Below are 12,798 nucleotides of genomic sequence, written 5' to 3' on the forward strand. Positions count from 1 at the left end.
TCGCCTCCTGCTATTGGCCGGCGACCTCTGCCAGCGTTTTGATCATCAGCATCACCGAAGTGGCGCCCGGATCCTGATGACCGATGCTGCGTTCGCCCAGATAACTGGCCCGGCCCTTGCGCGCCTGCATGGTGATGGTGCCCTCCACCGCCTGTTCGGCGCGCTCGGCCGCCCGCCGCAGCGCATCCGGCACCGCCAGCTGCTGCCGGGCGGACTGGCCGAGGCTCTCCACCACCGGCCACCAGACGTCGCACAGGGTCTTGTCGCCCGGCTCCGCCTTGCCGCGCATCACCACGCCTTCGACGCCCTCTTGCATCAGCTGGTGCAGCTCCGCCAGGTCCAGGCTTTGCTTGGCGTTCGCCGCCTGCGCCGCGCGGATGAAGAAAGTGCCGAACAGCGGGCCGCTGGCGCCGCCTACGCTCGACAGCAGCGTCATGCCGGTGTTTTTCAGGATAAAACCTATGTCCTTATCCGCCACCGACGGCAGCTTTTCCACCACCTTGTTGAAACCGCGGTTCATGTTCAGGCCGTGATCGGCGTCGCCGATCTCGGTGTCCAGCTGGGTCAGAAAGTCCCGCTGCCGGGTAAACACCTCGCCGCAGCGCAGCAGCCAGTCGACCACCTGTTGTTTGGTTAACGCCATGCTCCCTCCTCAGCAACCCCAACGCAGCGCGGGCGTTTTCACCGGCGCATCCCACAAGGACAACAGGTCGTCGTCCACCTTGAGCAGGGTTATCGACATGCCCTGCATGTCCAGCGAGGTGCAGTAGGCCCCCACCAGATTGCGCTCCACGATGATGCCCGCCTCGGCGCAGCGCTCCGCCAAACGGTGGTAAACGCCGTACAGCTCGGACAGCGGCGTGGCGCCCAGATTGTTCACCAACGCGATCGCCCGGTCGCCGCGGGTCAGCGGCTGCTTGGTCTGCGCTTCATCGCGCCATTCGCCCTGCTGGCGGTCCCAGACGCGGATCGCGCGCTGGTAATGGCCGTGATCGATCAGCGTATGGAACATGTCGTCCACCGCCGCGTTGAGCGTGGTGAACGGACGCCGCGCAATGCCCGGCTCGCCGTGAATGCCGACGCCGAACTCCATCTCGTTTTCCGCCAGGGTAAACGACGGCTTGCCGGCGGCCGGCACGGTGCAGGCGCCCAGCGCGATGCCGATCGAATGGCCATGATTGTTGATGCTGTGGCCCAGCGTCACCAGCGCGTCCAAATCGTCGCCGCGCGCCGCTGCGGCGCCGAGCAGTTTTTCCATCAGCACGGTATTCGCCACCCCGCGCCGGCCGGCGGTGAACAGGCTGTCCTTGACCGCCACGTCGTCGTCCACCAGCACCGTCGCCACCGGCACCCCGCTGTCGTGCAGCAGCTCGGTCGCGGTTTCGAAATTCAGCACGTCGCCGGTGTAGTTCTTGATCAGCAGCAGCACGCCGGCGCCGCCGTCGATCGCCTGGCCGCACTCATACATTTTGTCCGGCGTCGGCGAGGTGAAAATCTCTCCCGGGCAGGCGCCGTCGAGCATGCCTTCACCGACGAATCCGCAGTGCATCGGCTCATGGCCGCTGCCGCCGCCGGACAGGATCGCCACCTTGCCCGCCACCGGCGCATCGGCGCGGGTCACGAACGCCGGCTCCCGATGCACCAACAGCTCGGGGTGCGCTTCCGCCAACCCCTGCAGCTGCTCGTCCAGCACCGACTCAACCTGGTTAATCAGTTTTTTCACGGTTAGTTCCTCTGTAGCTCAAGGAGCGCAACCCGCCGGGCTTTGGCCGGGTCGTATCAGGTCTGACTATAGGCCCTGAAAGCCGTCTGGCGAGCGGCAGGATATTCGTTTCATTTTGGAACATAACCGCACGGCAGACGTTTCATGATGAAACTATAGCGCCGGTTTTTTCGTCGCTAAAGCGAGCTGGCGCACACCCTAACGTATAGCTGCGTAAAGAGTGGATTCTGTGGGCGTTTCAGCTTTAATTTTGACCATGTTTCCCCTATCCTTAGCGCCACTACTGGGAAAGGGCGAAAACAGCCCGCATGATGGGATTGATAACGATGAAACGGACAAAAAACATCAACCAAGAGACGTTCCGCAAATCCTGGCGCAGCTACCCTGTGGCGCCCGTGGCTTTGGCGATCAGCGCTGTCTTTATGCTGGCCGGCTGCGAGAAGAGCGACGAAACCGTCTCCATGTATCAGAATGCCGACGACTGTTCGCGCTCGAATCCGTCGATGAGCGAGCAGTGCACCACCGCCTACAACAACGCGCTGAAAGAAGCCGAAAAAACCGCGCCTAAATACGCCACCCGCGAAGACTGCGTCGCCGAGTTCGGCGAAGCGCAGTGCACCCAGACGCCAGCCCCGGCGCAGGCGGGCATGGCGGCGGAATCGCAAAGCAGCGGCAGTTTCTGGATGCCGCTGATGGCCGGCTACATGATGGGCCGCATGATGGGCGGTTCCGGCTTTGCCCAGCAGCCGCTGTTCACCTCCAAAAACGCCGCCAGCCCGGCTAACGGCAAGTTCGTCGACGCCAGCGGTAAAAGCTACGGCCCGGCCACCGCCGGCGGCCGCACCATGACGGTGCCGAAAACCGCCATGGCGCCAAAACCTGCGGTCACCAACACCGTAACCCGCGGCGGCTTCGGTGAAACCGTGGCCAAGCAGACCAGCATGCAGCGCAGCAGCGCCACCTCCAGCTCTCGCAGCATGGGCGGTTGATGCATGAAGCGCGTTGCAATTACCGAGCGCCCGGACTGGCGCGAAAAAGCCACTGAATTCGGCTTCAAATTCCACACCATGTACGGCGAACCCTACTGGTGCGAAGACGCCTATTACCAGTTCACGCTGGCGCAGATTGAAGAGATCGAAAGCGCCACCGCCGAACTGCACCGGATGTGCCTGCAGGTCGTGGAGAAAGTGGTCAACAGCGACGAACTGATGGCCAAATTCCGCATTCCGAAACACACCTGGGAGTTCGTGCGCAGCGCGTGGCGCACCAACCAGCCTTCGCTGTATTCGCGTCTCGATCTGGCCTATGACGGCGTCAACCCGCCCAAGCTGCTGGAAAACAACGCCGATACGCCGACCTCGCTGTACGAAGCGGCCTTCTTCCAATGGCTGTGGCTGGAAGACCAAATCAACGCCGGCAAGCTGGATCCCGAATCGGATCAATACAACAGCCTGCAGGAGAAGCTGATCGAGCGCTTCGCCGAGCTGAAAGCGCAGCACGGTTTCGGCCTGCTGCATCTGGCCTGCTGCCAGGACAGCGAAGAAGATCGCGGCACCGTGCAATATCTGCAGGACTGCGCGCTGGAGGCCGGCCTGCCGACCGAGTTCCTGTTTATGGAAGAGATTGGCCTCGGCGAAAAGGGCCAGTTCACCGATCTGCAGGATCAGGTGATCGGCAACCTGTTCAAGCTGTATCCCTGGGAGTTTATGCTGCGCGAGATGTTCTCGACCAAGCTGGAAGACGCCGGCGTACGCTGGCTGGAACCGGCCTGGAAAAGCATCGTCTCCAACAAGGCGCTGCTGCCGCTGCTGTGGGAGATGTTCCCGAACCATCCCAACCTGCTGCCGGCCTACTTCGCCGAAGACGATCATCCGCCGCTGGATCATTACGTCACCAAGCCGCTGTTCTCACGCGAAGGCGCCAATATCCAGATCGTCGAAAACGGTCAGGAAGTGGCGCGCGTCGACGGCCCCTACGGTGAAGAAGGCATGATCGTGCAGCAGTTCCACGCGCTGCCGCAGTTTGAAGGCAGCTATACGCTGATCGGCAGCTGGCTGGTCAACGATCAGCCCTGCGGCATTGGCCTGCGTGAAGATCGCGAGCTGATCACCCAGGATCTGTCGCGTTTTTATCCGCATATCATCCTGGGCTGATCCGCGCTCCGCCAGTAAAAACGCCAGTCTCTGACTGGCGTTTTTTATTTACCCGACCTGCACCGACAGCATGCTGAGGGCTCCCATTTCCATGCCGTCGATCGGCACGCTCACCGCTTCCTGGCCGTCCCAGCTGCCGAGCACATACAGCAACGGCAGATAGTGTTCCGGCGTCGGGTTGGACAGCGCCGCGCCTTCGTGCTGCATAAAATTCACCAGCGGATGATTATCGCCCCGGTAAGCCAGATTATCGCGCACAAAGCGGTTGAAGGACTCCGCCCAGGGGTAAGGGCTGGTGTCTCCCTGCCACTTCACCATCCGCAGGTTATGCACCACGTTGCCGCTGGCGACGATCATCACGCCCTGCTCGCGCAGCGCGGCCAGCTTGCGGCCCAGTTCATAGTGATAGGCTGCCGGCTGGGTACCGTCTATGCTCAGCTGCACCACCGGAATGTCCGCTTCAGGGTACATCTTGATCAACACGCCCCAGGTGCCGTGATCCAACCCCCACTCGCCGAGGTCCGCAGTGACCTTGGCCGGCGCCAACAGCTGCTGCAGCTGCGCCGCCAGCTCGGGCGAACCCGGCGCCGGATAGCGGGTGTCGAACAGCGCCTGCGGGAAACCGCCGAAATCGTGAATGGTCTTTGGCTGCTCCATCGCGGTCACCGCAGTGCCGCGGGTGTACCAGTGGGCGGAAACCGCCACTATCGCCTTCGGACGCGGCAATGTCTCCCCCAGCGCACGCCATGCCAGGGTATAGCGGTTTTCTTCCAGCACGTTCATTGGGCTGCCGTGGCCGAGAAACAGCGCCGGCATGCGAGAGGTGTTCATGGGATTTCCTTGGTTAATCATCACGGGTTCTGAGGATTACATTACGCCCTTTGCCAGGCCGACACAGCCGGATAACCCTGATGATGATCTTCAATAAATTTGAACGGTTCGGGCAATGGGAACAATCAGCCAAATCCACTCGATTTATGCTCTTACTCTGTTAGTATCGGAAAATAAATAATTATCATTAGCATAGAGGAGGCCACAATGTCGGTACCGCTGATCCTGACCCTGCTGGCCGGTGGCGCAACTTTTGTCGGCGCCCTGTTCGGCATCATCGGCCAGAAGCCGTCCAACCGAATGCTGGCCTTTGCCCTCGGCTTTGCCGCCGGCATTATGCTGCTGATTTCACTGATGGAAATGCTGCCTGCGGCGCTGCATACCGCCGGCATGTCGCCGATGCTGGGTTACGGCATGTTCATGCTCGGCCTGCTGGGCTACTTCGCGCTGGATCGCCTGCTGCCGCACCAGCATCCGCAAGACCTGCTGCAACAGCCGCTGCAGCCGCACAATCTGAAGCGCACCGCGCTGTTGCTGACGCTGGGCATCAGCCTGCACAACTTTCCCGAAGGCATCGCGACCTTCGTCACCGCCAGCGCCGATCTGGAGCTGGGGATGGGCATTGCGCTGGCGGTGGCCATCCATAATATTCCTGAAGGGCTGGCGGTCGCCGGCCCGGTGTATGCCGCCACCGGTTCGAAGACCAAGGCGCTGCTGTGGTCCGGCATTTCCGGCATGGCGGAGATCCTGGGCGGCGTGCTGGCATTCTTGCTGCTCGGCCCGATGATTTCACCGGTGGTGATGGCTTCAATCATGGCGGCGGTAGCCGGCATCATGGTGGCGCTGTCGGTGGATGAGCTGATGCCGCTGGCGAAAGAGATAGATCCGCACAATAACCCCAGCTACGGCGTGCTGTGCGGGATGGCGGTCATGGGGTTCAGCCTGACGCTGCTGCAAAGCGGCGGTATCGGTTGAGCCACCGCTAGCTCGGCCGCCGGGGGTGCGCCTGTCAAGCGCGGTTCCACCGCGTTAAAACCATAAAAAAAGCCGCATTACGCGGCTTTTTCATCATCGAAGGCTCGAGCCGGATCAGCTGGCTTTCTGCTCGTGAGACTGGCGGTAAGCCACCAGGTCTTCGATGGTCAACACCACCATCTCGTGCTGTTTGGCGAACGCGATCACTTCCGGCGCATGCGCCATGCTGCCATCGTCGTTGGTCAGTTCGCACAGTACGCCGGCGGGTTTGAAACCGGCCATCGCCACCAGATCGATGGTCGCTTCGGTGTGGCCGCGGCGGCTCAGCACGCCGCCCGGCTGCGCGCGCAGCGGGAACACGTGGCCCGGGCGATTCAGATCGCTCGGCTTGGCGTTATCGGCAATGGCCGCGCGGATGGTGGTCAGGCGGTCGGAAGCGGAAACCCCGGTGGTCACGCCCTGCGCCGCTTCGATGGTCACGGTGAAGGCGGTCTGGAACTGGCTGGAGTTGTTGGTCACCATCATCGGCAGCTCAAGCTGCTGACGGCGGTCTTCGGTGATGCACAGGCACACGATACCGCTGCCGTGGCGAATGGTCAGCGCCATCTGCTCAACGGTCATGGTTTCTGCGGCGAAGATCATGTCACCTTCGTTTTCACGGTTTTCGTCATCGAGCACCATCACGCCGCGCCCGTTGCGCAATGCGTCCAGAGCGCGTTCAACGCGTTCTACCGGCGTGCCGAAATCTGAAAGTAGCGTCTGATTCATGGTAAAAAACCTCATTAAAAATTATGGATTACCAGAACCAGGGCGATCTTGAGGAGTAGCTAGCAGTAGCTAAAAAAATAACGCAAGCGGGCACAAACCCGGCAGATACCGTTACTCTCTCCCATCCGGACTATAACCGTCGGCCCCGGAATTACACCGGATCTGCTGACCTCTAACCGGTCCGTAACGAACAGGCTGAGCGCTCGCGGGCTTTCACCGTAGAAGGTGATTTACCGCCGGTGGGGACTTGCACCCCGCCCTGAGAATAAGCAGATTGACTATAACGCTAATGATTAAATGGGGCAATTGGCAAAAGCACAATTCAGACAGGCGCGATGAATGCGGTTAATAGTTTATCCGGCGGGCAACTCGCATTACACTAGGCGGCAGCTATTAAAAACTCTGAAAGGGATACGCCATGATTGACCCGAAAAAAATTGAACAGATCGCACGCCAGGTTCATGAATCCATGCCTAAAGGCGTCCGTGAATTCGGGGAAGACGTTGAGAAAAAAATCCGCCAGGTGCTGCAATCGCAGCTGACCCGTCTGGATTTGGTCAACCGCGAAGAGTTCGACGTGCAGACCCAGGTGCTGCTGCGCACCCGCGAGAAACTGGCGCTGCTGGAACAGCGCATGACCGAGCTGGAAGGCAAGCTGAACGCCGCGCCGGCCGCCAAGCAGGAAGAAGAATAATATCGTCGGGGCGCCTCGCCGCGCCCTTACCGCTCGTTGGCCGCCGCCCGTGGCCAGTAACGCAGCGCCAGCCAAATCCCGGTGAACATGCCCACCGCATACAGGCTTTTCCAGCCGATAATCACCAGCAGCAGCAGACACAGCAGCGACCCCGTCGCCGCCATCAGCCGCGCGCGCCCCTGCAATATCCGACAGCCCGCCAGCATGCACAGCAGATAAATCAGCACGAAGATGCCATTGGCGTAGACCAGCAGCAGATCCAGCGGCAGCCTCAGCGTGTAAATCACCAGGGTGAACAGCAGGCAGCACCCCACCACCGCGCTTAGCGCGTTGAGCGGCACCTGGCCGGCGGAAAGCCGCGCCAAGGCGCTGGACGGTTTGTCCTGCGCCTGCGACCACACCAGCCGGGCGAAACTTTGGGTATAAATATTCACGCTGGCGAAACAGGCCAGATAGCCGATAACGCAGGCGATCCACAGCGCATGCCGGCCAAACAGCTGCACCACAATGCCCGGCAGCGACGCCGCGGCGGCCCGGTGCTCGCCGTAGGCGTGAAAATGCAATACCGCCACGGTACAGCCCCAGTACACCGCGCCGGCGACCAGCATGCCGATCAGCAGCGCCCGCGGGAAATCACGCCCGGGGTTACGGAACTCGGTCGCCAGATGGGCGAAGGCCTCCAGCCCGACGAAGCACCAAAACATCACCGCCAGCGCATGGAACAGATTGGGAGGGGAGATATCGTCAAGGGCGGGCCAGGGGATCTGCGCGGGTGATATTTCGCCCCGCCACCAGATGGCGGCCACCAACGCCACCACCAAAACGGCGATCAGCGTTTGAATATTGGCGCTGGAACCGGCGCTGCGCGTGCCCAGCAGCCAGATGGCGACCAGCGTGGCCACCTGCACCACCAGCAGGCCGTTGGCGCTCCAGCCGAACGCCGCCTGCCAGAAACCGGCGGCAATCTGCAGCGCGGCGGGCAACCCAACCGGGATCACCGACAAAAACAGCCAGGCGGTCACCTTCGCCAGCCTTGGGCCAAAGGCCAAACCGACGAAATGCGCGGCCCCGCCGGCGCTGGGGAAACGGCGCCCCAGTGCGGCAAAGGCGATGGCGATCGGGAATACCAGCGCGATCAACAGCGGCCAGGCCCACAGGCTATCGCCTTGCGCCACCTGCGCCGCCAACGCCGGTACGGCGAAGACCCCGGTACCCAGCAGCGAGGTGGACAACAGCCCAACGCCCTGCGCCAAACCTAAATCCTGCTTCAGTCCGCCCACTGGCCACCGCCGTTTTTAGCGGGCGTTAACCGCGCCCGTCTTTGATTGCCTTGATGATATTGGTGGTCGACAGGCCATCTTCAAAGTTCAACACTTTGACCTCGCCGCCGTTGGCCCACACTTCCTTGCTGCCGGCGATGTCTTCCGGCTTGTAATCACCGCCCTTCACCAGCAGGTCCGGCAGGACGTCGGCGATCAGGCGCTGCGGCGTGTCTTCTTCGAACGGCACCACCCAATCCACCGCTTCCAGCGCACCCAGCACGATCATGCGGTTTTCCAGCGCGTTGACCGGGCGGGTTTCGCCCTTCAGGCGCTTGGTGGAGGCATCGCTGTTGACCGCCACGATCAGCCGATCGCCCAGCTTGCGGGCATTGGCCAGATAGGACACGTGGCCGGCGTGCAGGATGTCGAAGATGCCGTTGGTCATCACCACTTTTTCACCGCGCTGGCGCGCCTGCGCCACGGCGTTTTTCAGCTGGGCTTCGTTCATTACGCCAAAGCCGGTTTCGGCGCGGCCGCGCACCGCGTTTTCCAGTTCGATCGGCGAAACGGTCGACGTCCCCAGCTTGCCCACCACCACGCCGGCGGCGGCGTTGGCCAGGAAACAGGACTCTTCCAGGCTGTTGCCGGCGGCCAGGGCGGCGGCCAGCACGCCGATCACGGTATCGCCGGCGCCGGTCACGTCAAACACTTCCTGCGCCTGCGTCGGCAGGTGCAGCGGCGCCATGCCCGGCTGCAGCAGCGTCATGCCGTGCTCGGAACGGGTCACCAGCAGCGCGGACAGCTCAAAATCCGCCACCAGCTTCATGCCGCGTTCGACCAGTTCGGCCTCATCCTTGCAGTGGCCTACCACCGCCTCGAATTCGGACAGGTTCGGCGTCAGCAGCGTAGCGCCGCGATAGCGTTCAAAATCAGAGCCTTTCGGATCGATCAGCACCGGCACCTTGGCGGCGCGCGCCAGTTGGATCATGCCCTGTACCTGGCTCAGCGCGCCCTTGGCGTAGTCGGAAAGCACCAGCGCGCCAATCTGCGGCAGCGCCTGCTGGATGCGCTCAAACATCGGCTGCGGGTCGACGTTGGAGAAACCTTCTTCGAAGTCCAGACGGATCAGCTGCTGGTTGCGCGACAGCACGCGCAGCTTGGTGATGGTCGGATGGGTCGGCACCGAAACGAAGTCGCAGCGCACGTTGACTTCGTTCAGCTTGGCGCTCAGCGCCCGCGCCGCATCGTCGATGCCGGTCAGACCCACCAGGCGGGAATTGGCGCCCAGTGCGGCAATGTTCATCGCCACGTTAGCCGCGCCGCCGGGACGCTCTTCGATGGTATCGACCTTGACCACCGGCACCGGGGCTTCCGGTGAAATACGGCTGGTCGGCCCATACCAATAGCGATCCAACATGACGTCGCCTACCACCAGTACACCGGCGCGGCGAAAATCAGGCAGCGTAACTTTCATCCGATAACTCCAAAAAAGAACAAAATTTTAGTGGCGCAGATATTACCACAGACCTCCGGAATACCTGCAAAACGTATTAGCCCAGCCATTTGCTCCAGCTGGCGCGCACCTGCTCGCGTTCGGCGGCGAACAGCCCGCCGCCGACCTTGCCGGAATGCTCCTGCAGCGCCAGGTGGTGGATCGCGTCGCGCATGGTAACGTAGGCCTGGGTCAGCGCGCGCGCTTCTTCTTCCGGCATGATGTCGTAGTTGGCCATCAGCTCGAAGATGCGCACGTTATCCGACCAGCGCGTCAGGCGCGGTTCGGCGCTCGCATAGCCTAAGACCAGATATTGGGCGATAAATTCGATATCGGTGATACCGCCTTCATCGGCTTTGATATCAAACAGATCGCGTTGCTTGCTGCCCAGGTGGCTGCGCATCTTCTCGCGCATCTCGCGCACTTCGCGCCGCAGCGTTTCCGGCTCGCGCGCTTTGCACAGGATCTCGCGGCGAATGGCGTCAAACTGCTGATGCAGCGCCGGGTCGCCGTGTACGATGCGCGCGCGCACCAGGGCCTGGTGCTCCCAGGTCCAGGCTTCGTTCTGCTGATAATCGGCAAACGCCTCCACGGTGCTGACCAGCATGCCGGCGGCGCCGGAAGGCCGCAGGCGAGCGTCCACTTCGTACAGAATGCCGGACGAGGTGCGGGTGCTGAACAGGTGCATCACCCGTTGCGCCAGGCGCAGATAGAACTGGCGGCCGTCGATGCAGCGCTCGCCGTCGGTCATCACCTCCGGCGGGCAGTCCAGCAGGAACACCAGATCGAGATCGGAACTGTACCCCAGCTCCCAGCCGCCCAGCTTACCGTAGCCGATCACCGCAAAACCGCGCCCTTCACGCTCCTGCAGGTGGGTCGGCTGGCCGTAACGGGCCACCATGTCGCCCCAGGCCTGCTGCACCACCGCGTCGATGATCGCCTCCGCCAGATAGGTGAGGTGATCGCTCACTTTCATTACCGGCAGCGCCTCGGCGATATCCGCCGCAGCAATGCGCAACTGCTGCGCCTGCTTGAACTGGCGCAGCGCCTCCAGCTTTTGCTCTTCGTCGTCTTCCGGCACCCGCAGCAGGTACTGACGCAGCTCGCTGCGGTAGGCGTCCGGCGCCACCGGCTGATACAGGGTGGCCGGATCCAGCAGCTCGTCCAGCAGCAGCGGGTAGCGCGACAGCTGGTTGGCGACCATCGGCGAGGCGGCGCACAGGCGGATCAAATGGCTGAGCGCCGCATGGTACTCCACCAGCAGCTCGAGGTAGGTGGTGCGGGTGACGATGCTCAGCAGCAGCTGCGTCAGCCGCAGCAGCGCCGTCGGCGCATCCTGCCGCGGGCACACCTCCGCCAGCAGGCGCGGCATCAGCTGATCGAGCACGTCGCGGCCGCGCGGGCCGATGGTGCGTTTGTCGACGTCGTGACGAAAATCGGCGATGGTGCGCAACATTTGCCGCCGCGCCTCTTCGTCCAGGTGCGGCGTCAGCGGCGCCAGTTCGTTTTCCTCCAGCGCATCCTGCCACAGGCTGTGATAATGCTGGTAATCGGGATCTTCGCCCACGTCGGGGGTATCGTCGCCGATCAGGTCGTTAAACACCGCTCTGACCGCCTGCATATGCGCCTCCAGCGCCGCCAGCAGCGCCGGCCAATCCGCCATCCCCATGCCCTGGGCCAATCGCGCCTGATCCAGCGCGTCCTGCGGCAGCGTCTGGGTCTGCTGATCGGCGATCGCCTGCAGCAGGTTCTCCAGCCGGCGCAGGAACAGATAGCCGGCGCTCAGCGCCTGCACCTGCCCGGCTTCCAGCAGCCCCAGTTCGCCCACCGCCTGCAGCGTCGGCAACAGCGAACGCCCCTGCAGCGCCGGCTCGCGCCCGCCGCGGATCAGTTGGAATACCTGGGTGATGAATTCGATTTCGCGGATGCCGCCGGCGCCCAGCTTGATGTTGTCTTTCAGCCCGCGCCGCCGCACCTCGCGGGCAATCATGCCCTTCATGTTGCGCAGCGACTGGATCACGCTGAAGTCGATATAGCGGCGGAACACGAACGGCCGCAGGGTCTTGCGCAGCTCCTGGCTGTAGGCGTCTTCCGCACCGCCCATCAGCCGCGCCTTCACCATGGCGTAGCGTTCCCAGTCGCGCCCCTGCTCCTGATAATAATCCTCCAGCGCGGCGAAGCTCATCACCAGCGGCCCGCTGTCGCCGAACGGCCGCAGGCGCATATCCACCCGGTAAACGAAACCGTCGATGGTCTGCTGATCCAGCGCCTTGATCAGCCGCTGGCCAAGCCGGGTGAAGAACTGGGCGTTATCCAACTGGCGCCGCCCGCCCTGGGTTTGGCCGTTTTCCGGGTAGGCGAAGATCAGATCGATGTCCGACGAAAAGTTCAGCTCGCCGCCGCCCAGCTTGCCCATGCCGAGGATCAGCAGCGGCTGCGGCGCGCCCTCGGCGTTGCACGGCGTGCCCCACTCGCGGCAGCAGGTCTGGTACAGCCAGTCGCGCGCGCTGACGATCAGCGTTTCAGCCAGCCCGCTCAGCTGCAGCAACGTTTCTTCGGTGGTGCACTGGCCCAGCGCCTGCGCCCAGGCGATGCGCACCAGCGTCTCGCGGCGGAACAGGCGCAATGCGCGCATCAGCCCGGCTTCGTCGCGCACCTCTTCCAGAGAGTCCTGCAGCCAGGCGGCGTAGTGCTGCCACTCGCCGGGCGTCGGCGGCTGCTTGCGCAGCGTCGCCAGCCACTCCGGCTGGCCGAGCAGCGCGTCGCTGACGAAATCGCTCGACGCCAGCACCCATTGTTCCTGTTCGCTGAAGGCGCACTCCGCGCCCCGAACTTCCCGAAAACGCTGCACAACCTGCTGTGCCTGAGCCTGTAACGCTGCTGAGAGTGGCGACATAGTG

11 protein-coding genes and 1 riboswitch are annotated in these 12,798 nt (G+C 62.8%); of the genes, 4 read left to right on the top strand and 7 right to left on the bottom strand.

All coding sequences use genetic code 11. The features are described from left to right. Positions 1-10 precede the first annotated feature (10 nt). Both dhaL and dhaK read right to left on the bottom strand, forming a co-directional pair. Positions 11-643, bottom strand: a complete 633-nt coding sequence (dhaL, locus tag CKW09_RS21205) for a dihydroxyacetone kinase subunit DhaL (RefSeq protein ID WP_061797223.1) — start codon at positions 641-643, stop codon at positions 11-13. A gap of 9 nt (positions 644-652) precedes the next feature. Further along, the gene (dhaK, locus tag CKW09_RS21210; RefSeq protein WP_061797222.1) at positions 653-1,723 is read right to left on the bottom strand and encodes a dihydroxyacetone kinase subunit DhaK; all 1,071 of its coding nucleotides are present in this window, start codon (positions 1,721-1,723) and stop codon (positions 653-655) included. Positions 1,724-2,049: 326 nt separating this feature from the next. On the opposite strand from dhaK, the gene CKW09_RS21215 reads away from it, so the two are divergent. Both CKW09_RS21215 and CKW09_RS21220 read left to right on the top strand, forming a co-directional pair. Continuing rightward, the gene (locus tag CKW09_RS21215; protein WP_061797221.1) at positions 2,050-2,712 is read left to right on the top strand and encodes a DUF1190 family protein; all 663 of its coding nucleotides are present in this window, start codon (positions 2,050-2,052) and stop codon (positions 2,710-2,712) included. 3 nt (positions 2,713-2,715) lie between these two features. Then, on the top strand, positions 2,716-3,876 hold the full coding sequence (locus CKW09_RS21220; RefSeq protein ID WP_061797219.1) for a glutathionylspermidine synthase family protein: 1,161 nt from the start codon (positions 2,716-2,718) through the stop codon (positions 3,874-3,876). A gap of 48 nt (positions 3,877-3,924) precedes the next feature. Here the strand turns inward: CKW09_RS21220 and ygiD are convergent, their stop codons facing one another. Then, positions 3,925-4,707 (bottom strand): 4,5-DOPA-extradiol-dioxygenase, encoded by a 783-nt coding sequence (gene ygiD, locus CKW09_RS21225; RefSeq protein ID WP_061797218.1) that lies wholly within the window; start codon positions 4,705-4,707, stop codon positions 3,925-3,927. Between the two features lie 207 nt (positions 4,708-4,914). Here ygiD and zupT point away from each other — a divergent pair, with 207 nt between their 5' ends. Continuing rightward, positions 4,915-5,682: a zinc transporter ZupT gene (zupT, locus tag CKW09_RS21230; protein WP_061797217.1), complete on the top strand. Its 768-nt coding sequence runs from the start codon at positions 4,915-4,917 to the stop codon at positions 5,680-5,682. A gap of 114 nt (positions 5,683-5,796) precedes the next feature. Here zupT and ribB read toward each other — a convergent pair whose 3' ends face one another. Beyond that, positions 5,797-6,450 carry a 3,4-dihydroxy-2-butanone-4-phosphate synthase gene (gene ribB, locus CKW09_RS21235; RefSeq protein WP_061797216.1) on the bottom strand — a complete coding sequence of 218 codons (654 nt, stop codon included), beginning with the start codon at positions 6,448-6,450 and terminating at the stop codon, positions 5,797-5,799. A gap of 109 nt (positions 6,451-6,559) precedes the next feature. Further along, positions 6,560-6,721, bottom strand: a riboswitch (FMN riboswitch). Positions 6,722-6,868: 147 nt separating this feature from the next. On the opposite strand from ribB, the gene ubiK reads away from it, so the two are divergent. Further along, the gene (ubiK, locus tag CKW09_RS21240) at positions 6,869-7,144 is read left to right on the top strand and encodes a ubiquinone biosynthesis accessory factor UbiK (protein ID WP_061797214.1); all 276 of its coding nucleotides are present in this window, start codon (positions 6,869-6,871) and stop codon (positions 7,142-7,144) included. 26 nt (positions 7,145-7,170) lie between these two features. Here the strand turns inward: ubiK and yjeH are convergent, their stop codons facing one another. The 3 genes from yjeH to glnE all read right to left on the bottom strand — a co-directional run bounded on the left by yjeH (position 7,171) and on the right by glnE (position 12,794). Continuing rightward, a complete protein-coding gene (yjeH, locus tag CKW09_RS21245) occupies positions 7,171-8,424 on the bottom strand; it encodes an L-methionine/branched-chain amino acid transporter (protein WP_061797213.1) in 1,254 nt (417 codons plus the stop codon). A 25-nt stretch (positions 8,425-8,449) separates the two neighbouring features. Further along, positions 8,450-9,880 (bottom strand): bifunctional D-glycero-beta-D-manno-heptose-7-phosphate kinase/D-glycero-beta-D-manno-heptose 1-phosphate adenylyltransferase HldE, encoded by a 1,431-nt coding sequence (gene hldE, locus CKW09_RS21250; protein ID WP_061797212.1) that lies wholly within the window; start codon positions 9,878-9,880, stop codon positions 8,450-8,452. A gap of 76 nt (positions 9,881-9,956) precedes the next feature. Continuing rightward, positions 9,957-12,794: a bifunctional [glutamate--ammonia ligase]-adenylyl-L-tyrosine phosphorylase/[glutamate--ammonia-ligase] adenylyltransferase gene (gene glnE, locus CKW09_RS21255; RefSeq protein ID WP_061797209.1), complete on the bottom strand. Its 2,838-nt coding sequence runs from the start codon at positions 12,792-12,794 to the stop codon at positions 9,957-9,959. Positions 12,795-12,798: the final 4 nt, after the last annotated feature.

The sequence above is a fragment of the Serratia ficaria genome (assembly GCF_900187015.1).
Taxonomy (GTDB): domain Bacteria; phylum Pseudomonadota; class Gammaproteobacteria; order Enterobacterales; family Enterobacteriaceae; genus Serratia; species Serratia ficaria.

What these genes read in the sequence shown, in the direction of transcription:
- dhaL (WP_061797223.1), bottom strand. Translation starts at nt 643, where the DNA reads ATGGCGTTAACCAAACAACAGGTGGTCGACTGGCTGCTGCGCTGCGGC.
- CKW09_RS21215 (WP_061797221.1), top strand. Translation starts at nt 2,050, where the DNA reads ATGAAACGGACAAAAAACATCAACCAAGAGACGTTCCGCAAATCCTGG.
- CKW09_RS21220 (WP_061797219.1), top strand. Translation starts at nt 2,716, where the DNA reads ATGAAGCGCGTTGCAATTACCGAGCGCCCGGACTGGCGCGAAAAAGCC.
- ygiD (WP_061797218.1), bottom strand. Translation starts at nt 4,707, where the DNA reads ATGAACACCTCTCGCATGCCGGCGCTGTTTCTCGGCCACGGCAGCCCA.
- zupT (WP_061797217.1), top strand. Translation starts at nt 4,915, where the DNA reads ATGTCGGTACCGCTGATCCTGACCCTGCTGGCCGGTGGCGCAACTTTT.
- ribB (WP_061797216.1), bottom strand. Translation starts at nt 6,450, where the DNA reads ATGAATCAGACGCTACTTTCAGATTTCGGCACGCCGGTAGAACGCGTT.
- ubiK (WP_061797214.1), top strand. Translation starts at nt 6,869, where the DNA reads ATGATTGACCCGAAAAAAATTGAACAGATCGCACGCCAGGTTCATGAA.
- hldE (WP_061797212.1), bottom strand. Translation starts at nt 9,880, where the DNA reads ATGAAAGTTACGCTGCCTGATTTTCGCCGCGCCGGTGTACTGGTGGTA.
- glnE (WP_061797209.1), bottom strand. Translation starts at nt 12,794, where the DNA reads ATGTCGCCACTCTCAGCAGCGTTACAGGCTCAGGCACAGCAGGTTGTG.